The sequence below is a fragment of the Microbulbifer bruguierae genome, assembly GCF_029869925.1.
Classification (GTDB): Bacteria; Pseudomonadota; Gammaproteobacteria; order Pseudomonadales; family Cellvibrionaceae; genus Microbulbifer; species Microbulbifer bruguierae.
The window spans coordinates 3,273,524-3,297,732 of record NZ_CP118605.1 but is presented as its reverse complement, the minus strand read 5'-3'; the positions used below and the strand labels follow the sequence as shown (position 1 = coordinate 3,297,732).

Annotated in this window: 17 protein-coding genes; 11 read left to right on the top strand and 6 right to left on the bottom strand. The window is 56.6% G+C overall.

The features are described 5' to 3' along the window. The first annotated feature begins 239 nt into the window (after nt 1–239). From PVT68_RS13650 to PVT68_RS13640, 3 genes are read left to right on the top strand one after another with little or no spacing between them, the layout of a single operon-like run. Entirely contained in the window at nt 240–1,370 is a 1,131-nt protein-coding gene (locus PVT68_RS13650; protein WP_280318933.1) for a Fic family protein, read from the top strand. An 18-nt stretch (nt 1,371–1,388) separates the two neighbouring features. Next, nucleotides 1,389–3,008, top strand: a complete 1,620-nt coding sequence (locus PVT68_RS13645; RefSeq protein ID WP_280318930.1) for an N-6 DNA methylase — start codon at nt 1,389–1,391, stop codon at nt 3,006–3,008. Further along, a complete protein-coding gene (locus tag PVT68_RS13640; protein WP_280318928.1) occupies nt 3,005–4,408 on the top strand; it encodes a restriction endonuclease subunit S in 1,404 nt (467 codons plus the stop codon). Before PVT68_RS13645 ends, PVT68_RS13640 begins: the two co-directional genes overlap by 4 nt. A 70-nt stretch (nt 4,409–4,478) precedes the next feature. On the opposite strand, the gene PVT68_RS13635 is transcribed toward PVT68_RS13640, so the two are convergent. Then, nucleotides 4,479–7,040, bottom strand: coding sequence for an arylsulfatase (locus PVT68_RS13635; protein ID WP_280318926.1), 2,562 nt, complete (start codon nt 7,038–7,040; stop codon nt 4,479–4,481). Nucleotides 7,041–7,151: 111 nt separating this feature from the next. Then, entirely contained in the window at nt 7,152–7,469 is a 318-nt protein-coding gene (locus PVT68_RS13630; RefSeq protein ID WP_280318924.1) for a hypothetical protein, read from the bottom strand. A gap of 129 nt (nt 7,470–7,598) precedes the next feature. On the opposite strand from PVT68_RS13630, the gene PVT68_RS13625 reads away from it, so the two are divergent. Together PVT68_RS13625 and PVT68_RS13620 are read left to right on the top strand one after the other, a co-directional pair. Beyond that, nucleotides 7,599–8,351 (top strand): zeta toxin family protein, encoded by a 753-nt coding sequence (locus PVT68_RS13625; protein ID WP_280318922.1) that lies wholly within the window; start codon nt 7,599–7,601, stop codon nt 8,349–8,351. Between the two features lie 12 nt (nt 8,352–8,363). After that, the gene (locus PVT68_RS13620; RefSeq protein WP_280318921.1) at nt 8,364–8,540 is read left to right on the top strand and encodes a hypothetical protein; all 177 of its coding nucleotides are present in this window, start codon (nt 8,364–8,366) and stop codon (nt 8,538–8,540) included. Between the two features lie 49 nt (nt 8,541–8,589). Here PVT68_RS13620 and PVT68_RS13615 read toward each other — a convergent pair whose 3' ends face one another. Next, a complete protein-coding gene (locus PVT68_RS13615; RefSeq protein ID WP_280318919.1) occupies nt 8,590–10,605 on the bottom strand; it encodes a metallophosphoesterase family protein in 2,016 nt (671 codons plus the stop codon). Nucleotides 10,606–10,748: 143 nt separating this feature from the next. Here PVT68_RS13615 and PVT68_RS13610 point away from each other — a divergent pair, with 143 nt between their 5' ends. The 3 genes from PVT68_RS13610 to PVT68_RS13600 all read left to right on the top strand — a co-directional run bounded on the left by PVT68_RS13610 (nt 10,749) and on the right by PVT68_RS13600 (nt 15,491). Beyond that, a complete protein-coding gene (locus PVT68_RS13610; protein ID WP_280318917.1) occupies nt 10,749–11,099 on the top strand; it encodes a DUF2200 domain-containing protein in 351 nt (116 codons plus the stop codon). A gap of 168 nt (nt 11,100–11,267) precedes the next feature. Then, nucleotides 11,268–14,471: a DEAD/DEAH box helicase gene (locus tag PVT68_RS13605; RefSeq protein WP_280318914.1), complete on the top strand. Its 3,204-nt coding sequence runs from the start codon at nt 11,268–11,270 to the stop codon at nt 14,469–14,471. Between the two features lie 138 nt (nt 14,472–14,609). Further along, on the top strand, nt 14,610–15,491 hold the full coding sequence (locus tag PVT68_RS13600; RefSeq protein ID WP_280318912.1) for a hypothetical protein: 882 nt from the start codon (nt 14,610–14,612) through the stop codon (nt 15,489–15,491). A gap of 55 nt (nt 15,492–15,546) precedes the next feature. Here the strand turns inward: PVT68_RS13600 and PVT68_RS13595 are convergent, their stop codons facing one another. Further along, nucleotides 15,547–16,470: a lipid A deacylase LpxR family protein gene (locus PVT68_RS13595; protein WP_280318910.1), complete on the bottom strand. Its 924-nt coding sequence runs from the start codon at nt 16,468–16,470 to the stop codon at nt 15,547–15,549. A gap of 294 nt (nt 16,471–16,764) precedes the next feature. On the opposite strand from PVT68_RS13595, the gene pdxR reads away from it, so the two are divergent. The 3 genes from pdxR (at nt 16,765) to PVT68_RS13580 (ending at nt 19,946) form a co-directional block, all read left to right on the top strand. Beyond that, complete coding sequence (gene pdxR, locus PVT68_RS13590) at nt 16,765–18,219, top strand: MocR-like pyridoxine biosynthesis transcription factor PdxR (RefSeq protein ID WP_280318908.1); 1,455 nt, start codon at nt 16,765–16,767, stop codon at nt 18,217–18,219. Between the two features lie 147 nt (nt 18,220–18,366). Beyond that, entirely contained in the window at nt 18,367–19,191 is an 825-nt protein-coding gene (locus tag PVT68_RS13585) for a sulfite exporter TauE/SafE family protein (RefSeq protein ID WP_280318907.1), read from the top strand. Beyond that, nucleotides 19,188–19,946, top strand: a complete 759-nt coding sequence (locus PVT68_RS13580; protein ID WP_280318905.1) for an SDR family oxidoreductase — start codon at nt 19,188–19,190, stop codon at nt 19,944–19,946. Before PVT68_RS13585 ends, PVT68_RS13580 begins: the two co-directional genes overlap by 4 nt. Nucleotides 19,947–20,086: 140 nt before the next feature. Here PVT68_RS13580 and PVT68_RS13575 read toward each other — a convergent pair whose 3' ends face one another. Then, nucleotides 20,087–21,811, bottom strand: a complete 1,725-nt coding sequence (locus PVT68_RS13575; RefSeq protein WP_280318903.1) for an amidohydrolase — start codon at nt 21,809–21,811, stop codon at nt 20,087–20,089. A gap of 54 nt (nt 21,812–21,865) precedes the next feature. After that, nucleotides 21,866–24,034: a TonB-dependent receptor gene (locus PVT68_RS13570; protein WP_280318902.1), complete on the bottom strand. Its 2,169-nt coding sequence runs from the start codon at nt 24,032–24,034 to the stop codon at nt 21,866–21,868. Nucleotides 24,035–24,209 lie beyond the last annotated feature (175 nt).

Here is a 24,209-nt window from a genome sequence, read left to right as displayed (position 1 = left end):
AAACATGTATAGAAATCGTGATTTTCTATACATATCCACAGGCACATTATCCGTTTCGTATCAGATTTCTCCGCATTTCATACATTAAGTACTTTGTGTATGAACCAACCTACTCAACCTCCTTTGCGTATCGATTATTAATATTTTTGATACACAAATGAATTTGCGTCTGATAAGGTCCACACAAACCTGCTTGCATCTGAAAAGTAGTCTTAATTCATACGCTAATGGCAAACCCAATGGCTACCTATACCCCCGACAAGCTCCCCCTTGAAGGTATCGACTACGCCGCGCTAATCACCCTGGTCGGTGAGGCCAACGCCAAACTGGCGGAATACAGCGGATTACTCCAGGGCATCGTCAACCCTGCGGTCATGCTGTCCCCTCTGACCCAACAGGAAGCGGTACTGTCATCAAAAATCGAAGGGACTCAGGCTACGGTCGAGGAAGTACTGGAACAGGAAGCGGGACAAAAATTCGATGATCGCAAAAATGCGGACATCCACGAGATTCTCAATTACCGCAAAGCAATGATGCTCTCCCAAGAGCACCTGAAAGACGGCCACACCATCACCCTGAATCTGTTGCTGCAACTGCACGGGATACTGCTGGATAGCGTGCGAGGCCAGCACAAGGCGCCCGGACAGTTCAGAAAGGACCAGAACTGGATTGGTCCGGCCGGCTGCACCCGGGAGGAAGCCACCTTTGTGCCTCCCATCCCTCTGCAACTCCCCGGCTACCTGAAAAAATGGGAGCAGTACCTGCGAGGAAACGACTTCGATGTGCTCGCGCAAGCGGCTATAGTTCACGCCCAGTTTGAGTTATTGCACCCCTTCAAAGACGGCAACGGGCGTATCGGCCGTCTGCTGATCCCGCTGTTTCTTTATTCCAAGAAACGGCTTTCCAGTCCCATGTTCTACCTCTCGGATTACCTGGAATCCAACCGGGCCGAGTATTACCAACGGCTCGCCAATATTTCCGCACAGGGAGACTGGACCGGGTGGATCAAATTTTTCCTGCGCGCCGTTGTGCAACAGGCGGAAACCAACCTGCGGTGCGTGCGGCGCATCATGGCGCTGTACGAAGAAACCAAAGCCAATATCCGCGAGATCACCCACTCGCAACACGGCCAGCAACTGCTGGACGGCATCTTCGACCGCCCCATCTTCAATGCCGCCGATTTTTCCCAACGCACCGGCATCAACAAACAGACCCTGCAGGGATTGCTCCGGCAACTGACCAAAGACAAGGGTCCATTGATCGTCCTGCAGGAAGGCCAGGGGCGCAGGCCGTCCATCTACGCCTTTCCACAATTACTCAATATCTGTGAAGGAAGAGACCTCTTCCCGACCACCCAGCAACCGAATTAAGCGAGCCCTGGAAGTACCATGACCAACAACGACATCGTCCAGAAACTCTGGAACCTCTGCGACGTGCTGCGCGACGACGGCATCAACTACTCGGACTACGTCACCGAGCTGGTGTTGCTGCTGTTTATCAAAATGGTGCACGAGAACACCGAAGCCGGCACCCTGGAGAAACACCCGCTGCCGGAAGGCTGCCGCTGGACGGATCTCAACAGAAAATCCGGCATCAACCTGCTGGACGACTACAAGCGCATCCTGCTGGCGCTCTCCAGCGGCAGGGACGGCAGCGGCAATATCGTGCACGAAGATCCGCTGATCAGCGCCATCTACGCCGACGCCCAGACCCGCCTGCGCGAGCCGCAGCACCTGGCACAGATGATCAGCGCCCTCGATCAGATCGACTGGTTCAGCGCGCAGAAAGACGGCCTCGGCGATCTCTACGAGGGCCTGCTGCAGAAGAACGCCAACGAAACCAAATCCGGTGCCGGCCAGTACTTCACGCCGCGCGCGCTGATCAATTCCATGGTGCGCTGCATCAAGCCCCAACCCGGCGAAGTCATCCAGGACCCGGCCGCGGGCACCGCGGGCTTTTTGATTGCCGCCGACCAGTACATCAAGGGCAACACCGACGACCTGTTCGACCTCAACGCCAAACAGCAGGCATTCCAGAAAAACCGCGCGTTTGTGGGCGTGGAACTGGTACCCGGCACCCGCCGCCTGGCGCTGATGAACTGTCTGCTGCACGGTATGGAAGGGGACGACGAGGGTGTGGTGCATCTGGGCAACGCCCTCGGCCACGCCGGCGCCGGCCTGCCGAAGGCCGATATTGTGCTCGCCAACCCGCCGTTCGGCACCGCCAAAGGCGGCGACGCCAGCATCACCCGCGACGACCTCACGTTTAAAACCAGCAACAAGCAGCTGGCCTTTCTGCAGCATATCTACCGCAATTTAAAACCCGGCGGCCGCGCCGCGGTGGTACTGCCGGACAACGTGCTGTTTGAAGCCGGCGTCGGTACCGATATCCGCCGCGACCTGATGGACAAGTGCAACCTGCACACCATCCTGCGCCTGCCCACCGGGATTTTTTACGCCCAGGGGGTGAAGACCAACGTACTGTTCTTCACCAAAGGCAGCGCCAAAGACAAGCTGCAGGAAGAAAGCTGCACCAAAAATGTATGGGTGTACGACCTGCGCACCAATATGCCGAGCTTCGGCAAACGCAGCCCGTTTGGCGAACAGCACCTGAAGCCGTTTGAAAAGGTCTACGGCAGAAAACCCGACGGTACCAGCAAACGCAGCGAGGGCGAATGGAGCTTCGGCGCCGAGGAAATCGACCTTGCCGCCGGCGATGAAAATCAGAACGTGGACGAACGCCTGGCCCACAGCCGCTGGCGCTGCTTTTCCAGAGCGTGGATTGCCGAACACAAGGGCGACTCGCTGGATATCAGCTGGCTGAAGGACGCGGACAGCGTGGATGCGGCGAATCTGCCGGAGCCGGGTGTGCTGGCCGGTGAGGCGATGGGTGAGCTGGTGCAGGCGCTGGGGGAACTGGATGGACTGATGCGGGAACTCGGGGCTAACGATGAAGCCGATGCCCAGCTAGCACTTTTGTCCGAGATGTTTTGTGAGGCGAAGCAATGAGTGATCTATCGCTGCCTCTGGGCTGGGTTGTAGCCCGTATTGGCGATATCGCAATTAAAGGTCAACAAAGAAAGCCCGACCCAGACGAAGTTTTTACCTATGTTGATATCGGCAGTATCGACAGAAGTAAGAAGGTCATTGCTGAACCTCAGCAATTGTCAGGCACCGATGCACCCAGCCGAGCTCGCAAAGTCATAAATACAGGTGATATCTTAGTCTCGCTTACGCGACCAAATCTGAATGCGGTGGCGCTGGTTGATGAGCGATTCGACAACCAAATCGCTTCTACTGGCTTCGAAGTTATTAAACCAGTTCAAGTGGATAGCCGGTACATATATACACTGGTTCGCTCAAAAGCCTTTATCGATGAAATAAGTGGTGTCGTTCAAGGCGCTCTCTACCCTGCCGCAAAGTCCTCAGATGTTCAGGGGTTCCACTTTCCTCTACCGCCGCCGGCCGAACAAAAAGTTATCGCCGACAAGCTCGACACCCTGCTGGCCCAGGTGGAAAACACCAAAGTCCGCCTCCAGCGCATCCCGCAGCTACTGAAACGCTTTCGGCAGTCTGTGCTGGCTGCCGCTGTAACTGGAAAATTGACAGAAGATAAGCGACGCTCAAAGGCAATTTCTTCGAGCCAGTCTCCCGTAACCATTAACGTCGAATCCGATGAACAACCAGAAGGCTGGAACTGGCAAAAACTTGTGGATTTGGCAATTCTAGAATCGGGACATACCCCAAGGAAATCAGTTTTCGATTATTGGGAAAACGGTGACGTCCCTTGGATTTCACTACAGGATATCCGTGCAGCTCACGGGAAAATAATTGAGAATACAAAACACATGCCCACGATGAAGGGCATTGAAAACTCAAGTGCTCGGCTACTTCCAACCGGAACAGTATGCTTTTCTCGCGACATATCAGTTGGATTTACAACAATCATGGGAAAAGAAATGTCCACCACTCAGCATTTTGCAAATTGGATATGCGGCGAGAAACTAAACAATAAATACCTTATGTACGCCCTAATGGCGGCAAAAGACCACCTCACCATTTCAGGTCAAGGAACTACTGTAAAAACCATTTATATGCCAGCCCTGAAAGAATTTCGGTTACTAACTCCGCCTCTCAAAGAACAAACCGAGATCGTGCACCGGGTAGAGCAACTCTTAGCCTACGCCGATACCATCGAACAACAGGTCAACAACGCCCTGGCACGGGTGGAAAAACTCACCCAGTCCGTCCTCGCCAAAGCCTTCCGCGGCGAGCTTACCGAGCAGTGGCGCAAGGACAACCCGGAACTGATCAGCGGCGAAAACTCCGCCGCCGCCCTGCTCGAACGTATCCAGACCGAACGCGCCGCCGCCAAACCGGCGCGAAAGACCCGCAAAAAAGCGGGTTGATAAACCAACCCTGTTGTATGGCGCCCGGCCGAGCCATATTCGGTCGGGCGAAAACAGCAGTAACGTCGCGCTATTGAATCCCCGCCGCCGCCTTCTTCATCCCCGCTTCCAGCTTCTTGATATCTTCCGGCGACAATTGCGGACGGTCGATGTTGATCGTCAGCTTGTTCAATTTGGCGGTCAGTGGAAACGGTGGCAGGTAATCGCGGTCGTCGATTCCGGTGATGGTGTCGGAGCCGATATCGAAGCTCTCATCCCACTGCAGGATGATCGGGATGGTTTTTTCCATGCGCTTGCTGGCCACCACCTTGCCGTCCACTTTCAAGGTGCCGGTGCCGCCCTTGCCGACGCCGGCAAAGCTGTTGTACTCAATGGTGCCGAGACCCAGGCCGTCGTATTTGAAATCGAACACGAGGGTGTGCTGGCCGGGTGTGAGAGCCTGCGGCGCCTCCCATCTCACCCATTCAAGGTTTAGCAGGTTCCAGTTGAATACCGGCTTGCCATCCAGCAGATAAAAACCCCAACCGGCAAAGCGTCCACCGGAGGTGGCGATCATGCCTTGGGCACCGCCCTCGGGCACGGTGATATCCGCGGTGATGGTGTAGGAGGTGTTGAGCAGGAAGGGCGCATCGCCTTGCGGCGTGCCGGTCATGGGACGGGTATACACCAGCTCGTTGCGGCCGGCGGTAAGGCTCGGGCGCGCGGCCACGACCCTGGCTGCCATCGAGGCATTCATCGGGAACACCTGATACTTTTTCGCCTCCTCGACAAACAGCTGCCGCAGTTGTTTGACCTTGTCCGGGTGCTTGTCGGCAATATCTTCCGACTGGTTCCAGCTCTCGTTCAGGTTATAGAGCTGGAAGACCTGATTGTTCAGCGGGTCCGCATTCGCTTCCTGGAACGCCTGCCAGGGCGCGCGGTTGACCTTGGTACTCAGCAGCCAGCCTTCGTGGTAGAGCGCCCACTGTCCCATCATTTCGAAGTACTGGGTCTTGTGGCGGGACTCGGCCTTGGCGTTTTTGGCGTCGAAGGTGTAAGCGAAGCTGGTGCCTTCAATCGGTTTCTGCTTGATACCGTCGACATACTCGGGGGCGGGGATACCGATCACTTCCAGCAGCGTGGGCGTGACGTCGATGACATGGGTGAATTGTTCGCGCAGTCCGCCCTTGTCCTTGATGCGCTTCGGCCAGGAGATGACCATATTCTGGTTGATGCCGCCAAGGCGGGAGGCGTTCTGCTTGAACCAATCGAACGGGGTGTCGAAGGCCCAGGACCAGCCCGCCGACATATGGTTGTAGGCAAACTCGGTGCCCCAGGCGTCGTAGTATTTCATCTGCACGTCGATCGGCGGCGTCACGTCATTGAAAAATGCGACCTCACTGAAGGTCCCTTGCGGGCCGCCCTCGGCGCTGGTGCCGTTGTCGCCGTTGATGTAGATGACGATGGTGTTTTCCAGCTTGCCCAAATCCTCAAAGGCCTGAATGACGCGGCCGATTTCATGATCGCTGTAAGCCACATAGGCGGCGAACACTTCGGCCTGGCGGATAAAGAGCCTCTTGGCGTCGGCGCTGAGCGTGTCCCAAGGTGGAAGAATGTCTTTCGGCCACGGAGTGAGTTTCTGGTCTGGCGGGATCACGCCGAGTTTTTGCTGGTTCTCGAAAATGCGTTCGCGCAGCTTTTCGTAGCCGTCGTCAAACAGGTGCAGCGCCTGGATTTTGTCGACCCACTCTTTGGTGGGGTGGTGCGGCGCATGGGTGGCACCGGGCACATAGTGGAGAAAAATTGGCTGGTCGGGATTGGTCTGGTGGATGCGGCTCATCCAGTCGATGGCATCGTCCGCCATCGCCGTAATCAGGTTCCAGGAGGGCTCCTTGCCGGTCACCGGCCAGATCTTTGCGTTGGGATCCGAGCGGTCCATTTTCAGGCTGCCCTCGTGCCCGATCCACGGATAGATCTGGGTGGTGTTGCGGAACAGGTTCGGCCCCCACTGGTTGGCGTCCCCACCGACAAAACCGTAAAAATAATCGAACCCCATGCCGGTGGGCCACTGGGTAAAGGGCCCGGCTTGGCTCGCCTGATAGGTGGGCGTGTTGTGGTTTTTGCCAAACCAGCTGGTGGCGTAGCCGTTGTCGCGCAGGATACGGCCGATGGTGGCGTTGTCGACGCCGATGATGCTGTCGTAGCCGGGAAAGCCCGTGGCCTGCTCGGCAATCACGCCAAAGCCCACCGAGTGGTGGTTGCGCCCGGTAATCAGTGCCGCGCGTGTGGGCGAACACAGGGCGGTGGACATGATGCGGTTGTAGCGCAGCCCGCTTTCGGCAATGCGCTCCATCGAGGGTGTGGGAATGACGCCGCCGAACACGCTGTTCACCGCAAAGCCCGCGTCATCGGTCATGATTAGCAGAACGTTGGGGGCATCTTTCGGCGGCACGATACGCGGTGGCCACCAGGGGGTAGATTGCAGCGCGCCCTGCTTGATGACCCCGCCAAACTTCGGCGGTGGCGCGGGCAACTGGTTACCCGGAATGGTCGTCGTCGCACTGGGTGAACCGAGTTTGCCGGACTCCTGTGCCATCGCCGAAAGTACTACCATAAAAGCGACAGCGGCTGTCATCCATGACATGAATTTCATGATCAATCCCTGCGTATCTCCCCGGTAAAAACGTGCAGCGGTCGCTGCCCCTTAACAGGCTAGTTAAGGGGCAGCGAATTGCGATGGAGAGATCATCGATGTGGGCGTCAATTACAAAGCTTGTGCCAGACGTTCGCGCGCCACCAGTGCCAGCTCCGCATCCTGCTGCAGCACCGCCCACCACTGATTTGGCTGGGCCGGATCAAACCCCACCAGTGGCTGATCGTCACAACCCGCGGCACGCTCCGGTGCAGTGCCGAGGAAGCTGTCCTGCCATTCCGCTTCCACCACACAGGTTTCTGCGGCGAACTTACCGAGCAGTGGCGCAAGGACAACCCGGAACTGATCAGCGGCGAAAACTCCGCTAGCGCCCTGCTCGAACGTATCAAGGCCGAACGCGCCGCCGCCAAACCGGCCCGTAAAACACACAAGCGGGCTACCAAATGAATGAGATCAGGCCGCAGGGGATTGCGGCTCCCGGGAAGTGCTCTGCACTAACAGGTAGACTAATCCCGGGGAAACCATCCACTCTGTAAACGGCCTCTCCACCTGAAACAAGTGACCGTTCAATTTTTTTATTTACCGCTTATGACCAAGGAAGAAGAACAAATTCAGGCACAAGCCATCGCTTTTGCCAAGGCAAACAAGACAAAAATAGCCAAGGAGTTAACCTGTAAAGAGGAATTCCCCAGAAGCCCTGTAGCCACCTCTGTCTTTATGGCAGGCTCTCCGGGTGCCGGTAAAACAGAAACGGCTTTGGAAATGGCAGCAATGGCAAGGTCGAAAGGCGCGCCAAGCATCCACATTGATACCGATGCCATGCGCCCCTACTTCAGTGAATACAACGGGACAAACAGCTGGCTATTCCAATACCCGGCATCAATTTTGGTAGACAAAATTCACGATCTTGCGTTAAAAAACGGGCAGAACTTCTTTTTTGACGGCACTTTTTCAAATTTTGAAAGAGCCAAAAAGAACATAGAGCGGTCACTGAGGAAGAACCGAGTAGTCATTATCCTGTATGTTTACCTAGACCCCAAAGCCGCCTGGAACTTTGTGCTAAAAAGGGAGCTTTCTGAAGGCAGGAACATCCCCAAAGAAAGCTTTATTGATCAATATTTCAGCGCAAAGGATACCGTCAATAGGATAAAGCGGGAGTTTGGCAAGAAAGTCATTGTGGAGCTACTCCATAAAAACGACGACTTCAGCCCCAAAAACACCAGGTTCAACATTGACCAGATTGACAACCATATTGGCGAAAAATACACTCGCGCCGCACTGTTGGAGCTATTACCGTCCAACTACACTTGAGGGATGAAGAAAATGTTTAACTCAGGAGCCACCACCCCCGCTTCTCTAGCGGAGATACTGACCGCGTCTTCCAAAGAGAAGAAGCGCATGTATGAGCGCGTCCTGGAAAAGGCCGCTGAGCGCCAAAGAGCGGTGCTTATTGAAGCGGAAAAGGTAGCCGCTAATAAGGCTAAAGAACCCTCCAAATAATCATGAAAGGCGGCATATTGCCGCCTTCTTTGACTCCTCCCGGTAGCGGTCAGTTCAGATCGCTACGCGCCACCAAAGCCAGCTCCACATCCTGCTGTAACACCGCCCACCATTGATTCGGCTGTGCCGGGTCAAACCCCACCAGTGGCTGCTCGTCACAACCCGCGGCACGCTCCGGTGCAGTGCCGAGGAAGCTGTCCTGCCATTCCGCTTCCACCACACAGGTTTCCGCAGCCAGTGCAGACCACTGCTCGCCTCCCTCAAGGGAACGGATCGCCATGGTCAGGCTCTCGTCTGCGCCTTCCGGGCCGGTGAAGGCCAGCACGTAGCGGTCGGATACCGCGGTGCCGATATCCCAGGATTTGGTGGCCGTTGTCGGCAACACCACCGGTGGCTTGGCACTGCCGTTCGGACGGCTCATGGCGAGGCCGGTGTCCACTTCAATATCTTTCAACACGCCGTAATCGTCCTGATAGACCCCGGTCTGATTCTGGGTACCGCTTACCAGCAAAATATCCGAGACGGTTTCCTCGGTCGCCGGCAGCCAGCTCAGGGTGACGTGTTCCTTCAGGTCGATGGTGGTTTCAGGAATGATGAGTTCATTGTTGTCGTAGTCCGGTGCGGCGCGCAGCGGGCTGTTGAGGTTCGGGGTCCAGCTCTCGTGGTACTGAAACAGCCACTGGTACGACAGGCGCATCAGATCATTCAGGGACTCGGCGCGAGAGAAGCCGGGGGTAAAGCCCATATCCCGGGTGCGGGTGTCGGTGCGATTGAAGGTCTGGTTGCGCCCCCCCATCAGTTTTGCAAAGCCCCCCTGGGGTGCCAGGCACTCGTTGGTGCGGTATTCCGGTTGCAGCACCAGTGCCGAGCGGGTGCCCTCGGGAATGGCATCCGGGTAGATCACGGTTTCGCAGCGATCGGTGGTGCGCGAGAAGCGATCGGCCAGTTTCCAGTCCGCCTCGAAGGCTTCAGACGCATCATTGCTGTGCGCCGTGTGCGGAGCGAAATAGGAAACGTAATCCACCCGCGGACCCTGGAAGGTGAGCAGCGAGGAATTTACGTCGTAGGCCTCGGAGCCATTGGAAAGCGTGGCATTTTTCTGCGACACAATCATCTGCACCAGATCCCGCTCGCCGTAGCGGAATTCATAGCCTTTGTAAGACGCGTTGCCAGCCATGATCTGAGTGTACACGTCCATGCGGTAGTTGCCGCCGGTTGGGGTGGAACTGGACGGCAGTGTATTGAGTGCGGTCTTCGCGGAAATAAGCGAGCGCTGATACTGGTGCTCGTGGCCCTGTACATAAATGACGTCGTTGTCGGCGAGGAATTCGCGGATCTGCGGCTGCACCTGGTAGACCCAGTTGTCGTCTTTGGTTCCCTCCACAATGTGCTCGCGGGTCTGGCCGTATTTGGCACCAATAAGACCATCGTGGCTGGCGATCACGATATGGTCTACATTTTCCCGCTGTTCATACACCACCTGTTTGATCCACTCGAAGGCGATGGGCAGGTTGTAGTAGGCGAGGCCGATGACCAGCACATTCTCGCGCACCACGTAGTAATTCACCCATTCGTAGCCCGGCATATGCACCGCATCCTGTGGAATAAAGTGGCGCATATTGTCGATCCATTCCACCGTGTAGGCATAGCTGGTCTCGTGGTTGCCCATCACCGGCAGGAACTCGATGCCCTTCTCCGCATATTCGTCGGCCACCGAACGCCACTCGGCAAATTCCACGGCGGAGCCATGATCGGTAAGATCACCCAGCGCAATCACCATGCTCACGCCCGCCGCATCCTGATGCTTCAGGACTTCGCGCATCGGATGCATGGCCACATGGGCCTGGCCCGCGCTGTCGGTACCACCCTGGGTGTCCGGTAGCAGGCCGATGCGGAAAACGGGAAGGTCCGATGCCTCTTCCACCGCCGGCTGCTCGCTCGAATTATCCGTAACCAAAGGCGCGCTGGTGTCAGTATTGTCACTGTCGGACTCACACCCGGTGAGCACGCCGGAAAAAATGATCGCCGACAGCAGTAAATACCAGCCTTTTTTATTCACAAACATCGTCAACACCCCTGTCAATTTTGTTATCGAGCAGGTATTGAAAAGCAGGAAAATGAAGGTTTGACGGCGTTTTAATGAACTTTAAAATGGAAACCCGAGTACTACTGCGAACCGGTAGATACCGACACCCGGGAATTGCCAGCATGCCAAAGCACAATATCTTTACCATGTCCTTCGCCAGGGTTTACCCCATGTATGTGCAAAAAGCGCAACGGAAAGATCGCACCCAAGCAGAAGTGGATGAAATCATTTGCTGGCTCACCGGCTATGACCAGAAATCACTGCAACAGCAGCTCGAACGCGAAACGGATTTTGAAACCTTCTTCACCGAGGCACCGGCAATGCATCCAAATACGGGATTGATAAAAGGCGTGGTGTGCGGCGTGCGGGTCGAAGATGTCGAGGATCCACTGATGCAGAAAATCCGCTATCTGGACAAGCTGATTGATGAGTTGGCCAAAGGCAAAGCAATGAGCAAAATACTGCGACAATAGTACGCACCGGGGTAGGCCATCACCGCGAACAATACGCCTCACACCCCGCTCTCGATAATGCCGCGATCGTGCTAGAGTGCCCGGTTTGGTATCACCTCAACGTCAAAACAGTACCCGATCGACGTCCCAAGCATCGACCCCCCAATTAGAGTGCCCCTGGAGCCCTTTTTGATCACTTTTACCCTCAGCAGTGTCCGCAAAATGGTCGGCGACCAGACGTTTGTCCGCGGTGAGGACTATTTCCAGCGCGGGCGGGTACTGGACGCGCAATACGATCAGGCGGCCGATACCTATCGCGGCCGCGTGAAAGGGTCCGGGCGATTCGTGTACCGGGTAGAACTGAACGTCGACCGCGGCAGGCTGGTAGGGCTCTGCTCCTGTCCGGTGGGACTCAATTGCAAGCACGCGGTGGCCACCGCACTGGAGCTGTTATACGAAGCGCAGGAGGCAGATGAACCCGCGGCGACAGCCAAAGCACCCGCTGCCACGGCGATGCCAGAGTGGCAGCGCTGGCTGCAGGCGCTGCCCGCGGCGCCGCGTACCGCGCCCACGCCACTGGAATATGGCCGTCACTACCTGCTCTATTTTCTGGAACTGGACCCTCAACAACGCCTGCGTCTCGCCACCAAAAAAGGCTATCTGAAAAAAGACGGTAGCTGGAGTCAGCTCCGGCATTTTTCCCCGGACACCACCAGTCTCGGTTGGAACCGTCCCAGCCATCTGCTGGATGAAGACGTCACCATCCTGCAACTACTGCCGCGTATCAACGCCGCCGGACGCCTGGGCCTGATCGGCGAACAGGGGCGCCGGGCATTGAACTTTCTGTTGAACAGCGGGCGTTTTTATTTTGAAGACAGCACCCTCAAGCCCGGCCCGGTGAAAAACCTGCAGTGGCAATGGCAGTCGCAGGAGGACAGCAAACGCCGGTTGCTGGCTGAGCTCGAAGGTATGGAGTCGCCACAGCAATGGCAACTCATTCCGGTGGTTCCACCCTGCTACCTGGATACGGAAAATGCGCTGATCGGTGAAATCACAACCCCACTGCCCAGTGCTCAGCTGCAGCACCTTCTGAGCATGCCCGCGGTATCCGACCGCGAACTGGGGCTGATGTCGCTGCAATTGCGGCAACGTATTCCCGCATCGCAATTGCCGCTGCCGGTAGAACCCGAGCTGAGCACGGTTCGGGAATTCACCCCACAAATTACCCTGGTGGGCTGCGACCTCGATCACTATCGATTGCCGGCACTGAAACTGCACTTTAATTACGGTGGTTTCCCCCTGTCCGCCCCCTACAGCCGCCACTTTGAGGGCTTTGAGGTCACCCGGGAACGGGACGGCCACTACTATCAGATCACCCGCGACATCGAAGCGGAAAACCACAGCTGTGATCAGGTCCACGAGTTGGGGCTGTACCTGATTAAAGAAGAACTCGGCGGCCAGGAGGAAGTGTGGCTGCCGGATGCCGCCAGTCAGGACGATGTGCCCCGGCGCTGGCGCGCGCTGCTGGAGCAAACGCTGCCACAACTGCAACAGCAGGGTTGGCTGATCGAGACCGATCCCAGTTACCGTTTCGAGGTAACGCCCGCGCAGTTTTCCGTAGCCCTTGCCGACAGTGACAACTACTGGTTCGAGTTTGGGCTGAACCTCACTCTGGCCGATGGCCGTCAGTTGCCCATCGCCGAGCTGGTTGCCCACTGGCTGGAACAGGATGCGCCGGAAGAGCTGACCGTCAATGTGGACGGCGATTGGGTCAGCGTCGACACCAAACCCCTGCAGAGTATCCGCGGTCTGTTACTGGATCTTCTGAACGAGAAAAAACTCGGCAAGCCCGTGCGGCTGCCAGCGTTCCAGGCCGCGCAATTTGACGCACTCTCGGATCTTGATGAACGCAAGGCTCCACTCACCCGCAAGCTGCGAAAAACCCTGCAGGACTTTTCCGGGCTGGAAAACGTGCCCACACCGAAAAACCTCAACGCCACCTTGCGCCCCTATCAACAGGACGGACTCGACTGGCTGACATTCCTTCAGCGCTACGGTTTCGGCGGCATCCTCGCCGACGATATGGGGCTCGGTAAAACCCTGCAAACCCTGGCGCTGGTGCAGCATATGCAAGAAGCCGGGCGACTGAAAAAGCCCGCAATGGTGGTGGCCCCCACCAGCCTGACCGGCAACTGGCTGCGCGAGGCAGCCCAGTTTGTGCCGGCATTGAAAGTCACCCTGATTCACGGCCCCCATCGCGACCCGGCCTTTGCCGAAATCAAAAACAGCGACCTCGTCATTACCACCTACCCACTGCTGGTGCGGGATCAGGCCCGCTATAGCAAACGCAAATTCAGCCTGCTGGTGCTGGATGAAGCACAGGCCATCAAGAATCCCTCCACCAAAATTGCCGAGTGTGTGCGTGCTATCAACAGCGAAACCCGGCTGTGTCTGTCCGGCACGCCGCTGGAAAATCATCTGGGGGAACTCTGGTCGCTGATGGATTTCGCCCTGCCTGGATTACTGGGCGGGCGCAAAACCTTCAACGAAAGCTACCGTACCCCGATCGAAAATCAGGGCGACACTGATCGCCAGCAGGAACTGGCGCGCAAGGTGCGACCATTTATGCTGCGGCGCACCAAGGGCGAGGTGGTCTCCGAGTTACCACCCAAAACCGAATCCATCCAGTATGTGGAACTTGGAGAGCAGCAGCGCGCATTGTATGAAAGTGTGCGTGTGAGTATGGAAAAACGCATCCGCGACCTGGTCGCCCAGCAGGGAATGGCAAAAAGCCATATTGAATTTCTCGATGCGCTGCTGAAGCTGCGCCAGAGCTGTATCGATCCGCGGCTGGTAAAACTGGACAAGGCTGCGGGCATAAACACAAGCGCAAAGCTGGAATGGCTGGAGGAATCCCTGCCCCAACTGCTCGAAGAGGGCCGCAGCATTCTGATTTTTTCCCAGTTCACCCAGGTTCTGAAACTGATCGAGGAACAGCTCAGCGCACAAAAAATTGACTACACCAAGCTCACCGGCCAAACCCGCAAAAGACAGCAGGCCATCGACCGTTTTCAACAGGGCGAAGTGCGGGTATTTCTTATCAGTCTGAAGGCCGGGGGCGCCGGCCTGAATCTTACCGCTGCGGATGTGGTCATCCATATGGACCCGTGGTGGAACCCGGCGGTGGAAAATCAGGCCACCGACCGCGCCCATCGCATCGGTCAGGACAAGCCTGTGTTCGTGTACAAGCTGGTGGCGGCGGATACGGTGGAAGAACGCATTCACCACATGCAACAGCAAAAACAGGCACTGGCAGACTCCCTGTTCGACGCCACCAAAGCCACCCGCTTGCCCGCAGACAAAGACGATTTACTCGCGCTGCTGTCGCACTAACCGCCTGGCAGTCACTGCAGTCGACGTTCAATGCGCTGCAGCCAGAGTAACCAGGCCCGGTAACCTATACTCAAACCTGCTCTGGTTTTACTTGCAGGCTGTCGGCCCGCAATTTATTCAATGCAGGAATTTGGCGGTATGCGTATTCACGGTCGACGTTTATGGCTTCTGTTGCTTTCCGCCTGGGCATGCCTGGCAACCTGGACGTGCCACGCGGATGAGGACGATGACCTGTCCGCCAATGAAGTCAGCCGTCAGCTCTCCAACCCAAACACCTCACTGGCGCGACTGACGTTCAAGAATCAGTTTCGCTGGTTTGAGGGCAGCCTGCCAGACGCAGATGGACAGCGCGGTTATGAACTGCTGTTCCAGCCCTCCTTCCCGATCAAGCTCGGCGGCGGCGATATGTTTTTTATGCGCCCGGCATTTCCTGTTTTTTTTCACCAGCCGGTGTACGACGAAGACAAGGGCCGCTTCACGCAAAAGCTGGGATTGGGAGATATCGGCTTTGATGTGGCTTACGGGCACTCCAACGAATCCGGCCTCATTCTGTCCGCCGGTGTTGCCGGCAGCCTGCCCACTGCGACCGTCAGTGAACTCGGCAGCGGCCAGATGACGTTGGGGCCGGAATTCCTGATTGCCAAAATGTCGAAGAAATATATTATCGGCTTCTTTCCCAACCACCAGTGGGACATCGCCGGCTGGGGTGATGAGGACATCAGCATCACCACCCTGCAACCCATTGCTGCCTACCTGCCAGGCAACGCCTGGAGCATTGCTTCCTCGCCGATTGCCACCTACAACTGGCGCACGGAAACCTGGACGGTACCGTTGAATCTGGCAATAAGTAAAACCCTGATTTTCGGCGATACGCCCTGGCGTATTGGAATGGAAGTCAACTACTACACCGAGCGGCCAGACGCCTTCGGTCCCCAGTGGATGGTGGGTATCAATATCGTACCGGTCGTGGAAAACGTATTTGCGCGCTGGTTTACCGGAAATGGAGCGACCGCCCCCTAAAAAACGGGAGAGGAAAACGCAAAAATAAATTCAAAAAAATAAAAATATAAATTCATCAAAACGAAGCGCTGATACCCAGACCACTAAAATGCACGTCGCTGGTTTGACCAACAAACTCCCGTGTCCTTCGTGAACTGTACAGACTCCAGGACAGGCGACCAGTGGGGATAACCAGGCCAACGCGCCAATCCCCAACTTGCGACTCCTTTTCGACACTGTGACTTTCCTTGAACGTATTTCCATCCAGGAAAATATCGCGGCCGACGAAGCGCCATTGAAATTCAGCAAACAGATACCAGCTGTTTCCCGCTCCCGCCCCACTTTCCGGGGCCACAGTGGTCGGCGCGATGGCGGAAACACCCATGCTGGACAACAGATTATGGCCAAATCGTAGGCCGGCGGCGGATACCCATTGGGTACTTACATTTCCGAGATTGCCACCCAGCGTACCGGACCATTCAAACTCCAGCCCTGTCTCGCCAAGCGGCTGAAAATAGGCCCATTTTCGCGCGTAACTAAACATCAGTGCAGGTTCGTCTGCGAGCTGATTTTCCCAACCGTTCACAATTGGGCCGTGAATTAGCCGGTGCCATGAGCGCTGGAATTCAGCCGCGTGAGAGGAGGGTCCCACGACTCCGAGATTGAGCTCCAGTCGCTCGGCGACACCGAGTCTCGACTCTGGATTTAGCACAACCGAATGCAACCCGGCACCCACATAAACCCAACCGGCATAAGGTCGATCGTCTTCCTGCAATGCGTAGGCGAAGGTTTCGGTGGGCGTAAAAATCGCATGTCCCAAAAAGAATTGAGCGTTTATTTCGCGATTATCGTAAGCGTCCGGCAACCAACTACTTAGCCAGGAAGCCGGCTCGTCCGGGGAATAAGAAAAGCGCACCCCATTGGTGTAATCCTCGTCACTGGAACTGTTGATGGAGTCATTTTCAGCCTGAATCGACAGCGTACCCGCTGCGACCGGCATAACACCCGCACTCCACCACAGTGCACCTGCGCACAGGGCATGTGTTGCCCGCTTGCGCGAATTTCCGTATTTCGATAACTCTTTCACGGATAAATTCTAGGCGAGCGGGGACATCGATCCAGAAACTCAGGTAGACAACAACGTCCATTGCAAACGGGAAATTTTCCGCGTGACACAGCCCCTCATTGCGGCCGCCACAGACTTCAATAAAACGTCAGTTTTGCCAATGGTATGAAAATTGCTGGCCTTAACAGAAGATTGTCAGACATTAACGCAAGAGGTACGGGAGGTGTCATGATCGAACCCTACATGCACATAGAATTCGATGGTGAACGCACCCTTCAAGACCAGGTCAAGGAACATCTCGTTGGCCTGATCCTCGCCGGCAAACTCCCCGCCCGCGAACCGTTGCCGTCTTCCCGCCGTATGGCCAGCATGCTCGGCGTTTCCCGCAACACCATTGTGCTGATCTACGAACACCTTGTAGACACCGGCTACCTACTCAGCGTCCCCCGGCGCGGTTATTTTCTCGCCCCCATGTATGCCACCCCGGAAGTGATCCCGGCCAGCAAAGATACGGACACAGGCGATCAGGTCCAGTGGCACAAACGGTTCTGCATCCACCCCGGCGGCGAGCGCAATATCGTCAAGCCCAACAATTGGGCAAGTTTTGAATACCCGTTTATCTACGGGCAGGTGCAGCACGAATTTTTCCCCATCGAGCAGTGGCGGGACTGCGCGCGCAAGACCCTGCACGAGCGCTGGAGTCGGCACTGGATTGACGACCGGGTAGACGCGGACGATCCCATGCTGGTGGAACAGCTGTGCAGTCGCCTGCTGCCCCGCCGCGGTATCTACGCCGAGCCCAGTGAAATCCTCATTACCATCGGCACCCAGAACTCCCTTTACCTGCTCGCCAACCTGCTGTGCAAGCCGGGTGTCAAGGTCGGACTGGAAGACCCGGGTTTCCGCGACGCGCGCAATATTTTCGCCACCTTTGGTGCCGACCTGCATCTGCAGCCGGTAGACCGGGACGGCGTTGTGGTAGACCAGCGCCTGCAAGATTGCGACTACGTTTACCTCACTCCCAGCCACCAGGTGCCCACCGGTGCGGTGCTTTCGTCGGAGCGCCGCCGCGCCTTGCTGGCGATGGCGCAGCAGCGGGATATGGTGTTGATCGAAGACGACTACGATGCAGAAATCAACATGCAGGACAATCCCACCCCTGCGCTCAAGGCCATGGATCGCAACAGCCGCGTGGTGTATATCGGCAGTATGTCCAAATCCATTTCACCGGGATTGCGCATTGGCTTTATGGTGGCGGATGAAGAACTGATTGCCGAGGCGCGCTCCCTGCGGCGTTTGATGTACCGACACCCGCCAACCAACAACCAGCGCCAGCTGGCACTGTTCCTGTCCCAGGGCTACTACGATACCTACCTGCGTAAAATCCGCGAACTGTACCGCTCGAAACTGGACAAGATGGTCAACGGCGTTGAACGCTACCTGCCGGGAATGCTGGGGGGCGGTGTCAGTTCAGGTGCGACTTCCCTGTGGTTGCATGCAGAAGAGAGCGTGAATGCGGAGACGCTCGCCTGGCGCGCGGCCAAAAAAAGTGTGCTGATTGAGCCCGGCGGTATCCATTTTGCCGGCGATAACCCGCCGGCAAATTATTTCCGCCTGGGGTTTTCCGCTATCCCCGCGCACAAAATTATGCCCGGGATCCAGGCGCTGGCAGACAGCCTGTAAGCACCTCGCCGTATTACCGGTACTTACCCACTGCTGGCAGCTAGAGCACTGGCACCATATGCCGGCGCTCCCTGGATCTACGGGTTTTTCCGCCACGCCCTTTACCGTAGTGGTTTGCAGCTTCCACTTTGCATTCCGGGTAAAGCAATGTCCGCGGTACTTTCCGAGTTTCTGTCACCATCCCTTCCCCACCTGAGCTGGGCCGCGCTGCTGGTCTTCGTTGCCGCACTGGTGCGCGGCTATACCGGCTTCGGGTTTACCGCAGTAGCTATTGCCGGACTGAATCTGATCTGGCCGGTACACTCCAGTGTTCCGATTATTCTGGTGCTGGATTTCGTGGCCAGCGCCGCGCTGCTGCCACAAGGGTGGCGGGGCGCCGACCGCGCGCTGTTGCGGACCCTCGCCATTGGTGCCATCGCCGGCATACCGGTGGGACTGTTTCTGCTGATTTCGGTGGCAGACCACCTGCTGAAGCTGGGCATCAGTATCGTACTGGTTCTGTGTGTTATTACGCTGCTGCTGCCGCGCTCAAAATCGGTTACCGGCGATGCCGCAACCGGTGCAGGCGTTGCCGGTTTTTTTTCCGGCGTCACCGGCGTAGCCGGCGCCGCTGGCGGCCTGCCGGTGGTCTGCTACCTGCTCTACCAGCAGATTTCCGCGCGCACGCAACATGCAACCCTGCTGGTATTTCTCACCGGTTCGGCGCTGCTTGCACTGACTGTAGTGACCGTCATACAGCCGCCGTCCACCCCGATTTTTGCGCCCGCCGCCCTACTATTGATACCGACGCTCTCGGGACTGGGAATGGGCTTTGCCCTGTTCCATCTCAAAGCCCCGCGCAGACCACGGCTAATTGCCGTCCCCCTGCTACTGGCATTGGCCAGTGGCAGTCTGTACAACGCCGGGCGCCACTGGATGCCGTCCCATTATTCCAATGAATATTCATTCCAGCAGTTAAGGAGTACCCCATGACCCAATGCGTATTGATTACCGGTGCCACCTCCGGCTTCGGCCTCGCCTGTGCCCGACGTTTCGCCCGTGCTGGCTGGAACCTGATTCTCACCGGCCGTCGCAGCGAACGCCTCGCGGAAATTGAAAGAGAGCTCGGAGACTACTGCAAGGTTCTGCCGCTGACCCTCGATGTCTGCGACACCCAGGCGGTACAGAAGATTTTGGCGGAACTGCCTGCACCGTTTGACAAGATAACCGCGCTGATCAACAACGCCGGCCTCGCCCTGGGTACCGAGCCCGCCCAGCAGTGCGATCTCCAACAGTGGCACCAGATGATCGATACCAATATCAAAGGACTTACCACCGTTACCCACACCCTGCTGCCGCGATTGATCGAAACCGGTGCCGGAACTTCGATTATCAACATCGGTTCCATCGCCGCTCGCTGGCCCTATCCCGGCGGCAATGTGTATTGCGGTAGCAAAGCCTTTGTCGAACAGTTTTCCCTTGCCCTGCGCTGCGACCTGCAGGGCACGGGTGTACGTGTCAGCTGCCTCGCCCCGGGGCTATCCGAAAGTGAATTTACCCTGGTGCGCACCGGCGGCGACCAGGCCGCTCACGACAAGCTCTACGCCGGCGCCAACCCGATACAGCCGGAGGACATTGCGGAGACTTGCTGGTGGCTCGCCTCGCTGCCCGCGCATCTGAATGTAAATACGCTGGAAATCATGCCGGTGCGCCAAGCCTGGTCGTCGTTTGCGATAGAACGCAAATAGTTAACACTATAAAAAAAGCCCTACACTTTTGTGCAGGGCTTTTCGGGCTTTAATACCTCGCGCAGTACGATGCGATGCGATGCGATGCAATGGCGACGCTAACGGGTGTCGCGTCACCGCCACCAGGACCAAAAAGAACGTCAGGGCTTTTCGTAAACCACTTCACCATCGATCACGGTTTCCAGTACCGCAATATTCAGGATTTCATCCACAGGTACTTCCAGCGGGTTTGCATCGAGTACCACCAGATCCGCCAGCTTGCCAACGGTAATGGAGCCCTTGATGTCTTCATCAAAATACTGATGGGCCGCATTGATGGTCAGGCCCTTCAGCGCATCTTCCGCAGAAATCTGCTGATCTGCACCCAGGGTATCCCCACCGGCAGTCTCACGGGTAACCGCGGACCACAACATCCGCAGGGGTTCCATCGGCACCACCGGCGTATCCGCATGGAAGGTATAGGTAATACCGCGGTCCAGTGCCGACTTCGCCGGGCTGATACGCGCCGCGCGCTCGGGGCCGATAAAGATATCCCGGTGACGGTCACCCCAGTAATAGGTGTGCATATTGAACATGGACGGAATCACGCCCAGCTCGGCCATTTTGTCCAGCTGATCTTCACGGGCCATCTGCGAATGGATAATGATCGGACGCGCGTCTGCGCGGGGAGATTCGTTTTGCGCCTGCTCGAAGGCGTAAAGAATATCGTCGATGGCCGCATCACCGTTGCCGTGGATCGCGATCTGGCCGCCGGATTTGTGCACCGCCATTACCTGTTTTGCGAGCTCTTCGCGGGTGGTCTGTGGGTAACCGGCATATTCCGGCTTTTCCTCATCGCGCGGTTGGTGGTAGTGGTGACTCAGGTAGCCGGTGTAGCCCTGGATAGAGCCGTCGCTGAACAGTTTGGTCGCGCCAATTTTCAGCCACTCGTCACTTTCAGGCAACTCATACTCGCCTTTCAACGCTTCCAGCTTCACATCGATCACCGGGTAGGCCACCACCCGCAGTTTCAGGCCACCGAGGAATTTGGCGGCCTTGAATGCACCGATCGTTTCTTTCGAGGCACCCCCATCCTGGGCAGTGGTTATACCCACACTCACGTATTTATCCTGTGCGGCCTGCAGCGCATCCCAGGCATCCTTGGCACCGATGGAGCCAAACATCTCCTTCATTACCGGGCCCATCGCCGCAGACTCCTCCAGTAAACCGGTGGGTTTGCGTCCGCCCTTGTAACGGTGGATCACGCCACCTTCAGGGTCCGGTGTATTTTCATCAATACCGGCGAGCGCCAGTGCCACACTGTTACCTACTCCCATATGGCCGGATACATGGGATACCCACACCGGGTGTTCCGTCGAAACCTTATCCAGGTCTTCACGGGTGGGGTGGCGATGCTCTTCAATCAATGTGTCGTCATAGCCAAAACCAAAAATCCACTCCCCTTCGGAAGCCTGCCCCACGCGCGCCTTCAACCTGGCGATGATCTGATCGATGTTTTCGATTTTTCCCACCGGTGGGCTGTTCAGATCCACAAAACGCGACAGCACCATTCCCTCAAAAAGCAGGTGACTGTGCGCATCGATAAACCCGGGAATCAGGGTATTGCCGGCGAGATCCGTTATTTCGGTATCCTCTCCCAGATATGCTTGAATATCGTCGTTACTGCCCACCGCGACAATTTTGTTTCCCTTGATCGCCACTGCACTGGCGCGGGGCAGCGCGCTGTCCATGGTGACGATGGTGCCACCGCGATAAACGCGGTCGGCGTACTCCGATTCTGTGCATCCCGTCAGCGATAGCGCCGCTACCACCAGCGTCATCGCCGTGCGACGCATCAGCTTCTTGTGGTTTTTAGTATCAATCATGAATAAGTTTCCTTCTTTACTGCAGGAATTTCTCTACAAACCATTGACCGTCGATCAATAGTCCCAGGCAAATGTCAGGCCGTAGGTGCGCGGATTACCCGGAGTCGCCGGTGCCGCCATGCCGCCGGTTTCGGACAGGCCAATGGGGAAGTTGTGCACCAGGTAATCCTCATCAGCGATATTGTCGACCCACGCAGACAGAGTCCAGGTATCACTGGCCGGCATATAACTCAGGCGCGCATTGGAAACAGCGTATTCGGGAATGGATGACAACACGTAGTTTTGCGGATCCTGGAAGGAGTCGCCTTTGTAGCGGTATTCATAGCGCGCCTTCAGATAACCTGCACTACCCAGATTGAACTCGTACCCCAGGGCCACGTTATAGGACTGCTCCGGCGCATTGCGCAGGCGGTTGCCGGCAACCGCTGGGTCCGGCTCATAGTCATCATAGGTAGCGTCCAGCCAAGCATAGGAACCGGAGATTTCGAGCCCGCTCAGGGCTTCGGGATAATACAGCCATTCCAGCTCAAGGCCGCGACTGGTGGCGCTGGCGGCATTGTCTGTGAGGAAATAACCTTCCAGTGCCTCCACATCAACGGTCACATACTCCAGTACCTGCAGATCGTCGTAGTCGGTGTTAAACAGGGCCATATTCAGCCGCAGGGATCGATCCAGTAATTCGGATTTCATCCCCAGCTCGTAGGTAATCGCAATCTCTTCTTCAAATGGAGTTGAGGCGGCCTCGGCAGTTTCAGAGGTGCCCGCGAAACCACCGCTCTTGAAGCCTTTGGAAACACTGCCGTAAACGAAGGTATTTTCCGTGGCCTGATAATCCAGCACGATTCGCGGCGTCAGCGCACTGAAATCAGCTTCTGCGGTCACATCATAATTGGTGGTTGGATCCAGAGAGTCGGTACGAATCTGCCGGGATTCCTTGGTTTCCGTGGTGTAGCGCGCACCCACCGCGAGTTTCATGGCATCGCTGAGGTAATAGTTCACTTCACCGAATACCGCATAGCTTTCTGTGGTGTTCCACTGCAGACTGGCGATGTCAGAACTGAACGGTCCGAACATCGACGAGGTAGATTCATCACGGTAAATATCTTCCTGCAGATAATACAGTCCGGCAATCCAGTTCCAGGCACCGATGGTTTCCGAGGTAAAGCGCAATTCCTGACTGAACTGGTCTGCAGTTTCGTCAATCATCGACAGAGAATCGATACCGATGACCGACACGTCGATATTGAATCCGTCTTCCTGCATCCGGTAATCGGTTTCGCGATAGGCAGTGATCGAGGTTACGGTACCGGCGGCCAGATCCCAATCAACCCGTCCCGTCACACCAGAGACATCGCGGTGCTGGAAGCCATCGTCATCGGCCCAGGAAAGCTCGTCGTTATCTGCCACTTGCGGCGCTATCGCTTTCAACGCGGCATACACCGTTGTCCCCGGGGTATGAATTCGACCGGTGCCGGCGTTGCGATCCTTGGACCAGTCCGCGGTCAGGTTCAGCTCGAGGGTATCCGTGGGAACATAGCGCAACTGGCCGCGGAAATTGAGCGAGTCTTTGTCGTTCAGCTGCATGCCTTCAGCTGCGGGGTTGGCGCTTTCCATAAACCCATCGCGATCGCTGGAGCTGAGCGCGATTTTGCCAAACAGGTTATCTGTCAGTGGACCACTGATGGCGGTTTTCGCAGTAACCAGGTTGTAATTACCGGTGGTAAGTTCACCGCGGGTATAGAATTCTTCCGTGGGCTTTTTGGAGATCACACTGATGGCTCCGCCCACCACGTTTTTCCCGTAAAGGGTGCCCTGGGGCCCGCGCAGTACTTCCACTCGCTCTACGTCGTACAGACTCAATGCCGAACCGGATGCGCGCCCGATATAGACTTCGTCGAGAAAAACCACAACCGAGTTGTCCGCACTGGCACCGTCCGCATTGGAACCGATACCGCGAATATAGATCTGTGGCTGCCCCAGGTTGAAGGTCCCCATGCTCATGCCTGGCACGCGGGTTTCCAGGGAGGTCATATCGTCCACACCGGCTTCACTCATGGCGTCACCGGTGAGTGCCGTTACCGCCATCGCGGTGCTCTGTAGATTACTTTCACGTTTCTGCGCCGTTACGCTGACTTCTTCCAGGGTTTGCTGCGCAAAGGCCGGCACGGCACTGACGGTAAGGATGGCGGCGGCAAGGGTATGCCGGGGGAACGGTTTATTCATGGGAAACTCCAGTCTTTTTCTGATTTCTGGCGCCTGGCCGCAATACCACAAACAAGGACCGGCAATGGTTGAGATCAGGTTAAAGACTCCTTTCCCTGTGGCGATAGGACCAGCCATTAGCAACACATAGGACCAAGCGAAAATATTTGCCCCGAAAAATACTCGCTATCTGCGC

Bases quoted from the DNA above. Each gene is read 5' to 3' on its own strand.
- PVT68_RS13615 (WP_280318919.1), bottom strand. From the start codon at position 10,605: ATGTTTGTGAATAAAAAAGGCTGGTATTTACTGCTGTCGGCGATCATT.
- PVT68_RS13610 (WP_280318917.1), top strand. From the start codon at position 10,749: ATGCCAAAGCACAATATCTTTACCATGTCCTTCGCCAGGGTTTACCCC.
- PVT68_RS13645 (WP_280318930.1), top strand. From the start codon at position 1,389: ATGACCAACAACGACATCGTCCAGAAACTCTGGAACCTCTGCGACGTG.
- PVT68_RS13635 (WP_280318926.1), bottom strand. From the start codon at position 7,040: ATGAAATTCATGTCATGGATGACAGCCGCTGTCGCTTTTATGGTAGTA.
- PVT68_RS13600 (WP_280318912.1), top strand. From the start codon at position 14,610: ATGCGTATTCACGGTCGACGTTTATGGCTTCTGTTGCTTTCCGCCTGG.
- PVT68_RS13640 (WP_280318928.1), top strand. From the start codon at position 3,005: ATGAGTGATCTATCGCTGCCTCTGGGCTGGGTTGTAGCCCGTATTGGC.
- PVT68_RS13570 (WP_280318902.1), bottom strand. From the start codon at position 24,034: ATGAATAAACCGTTCCCCCGGCATACCCTTGCCGCCGCCATCCTTACC.
- pdxR (WP_280318908.1), top strand. From the start codon at position 16,765: ATGATCGAACCCTACATGCACATAGAATTCGATGGTGAACGCACCCTT.
- PVT68_RS13585 (WP_280318907.1), top strand. From the start codon at position 18,367: ATGTCCGCGGTACTTTCCGAGTTTCTGTCACCATCCCTTCCCCACCTG.
- PVT68_RS13580 (WP_280318905.1), top strand. From the start codon at position 19,188: ATGACCCAATGCGTATTGATTACCGGTGCCACCTCCGGCTTCGGCCTC.
- PVT68_RS13595 (WP_280318910.1), bottom strand. From the start codon at position 16,470: ATGCCGGTCGCAGCGGGTACGCTGTCGATTCAGGCTGAAAATGACTCC.
- PVT68_RS13620 (WP_280318921.1), top strand. From the start codon at position 8,364: ATGTTTAACTCAGGAGCCACCACCCCCGCTTCTCTAGCGGAGATACTG.
- PVT68_RS13650 (WP_280318933.1), top strand. From the start codon at position 240: ATGGCTACCTATACCCCCGACAAGCTCCCCCTTGAAGGTATCGACTAC.
- PVT68_RS13575 (WP_280318903.1), bottom strand. From the start codon at position 21,811: ATGATTGATACTAAAAACCACAAGAAGCTGATGCGTCGCACGGCGATG.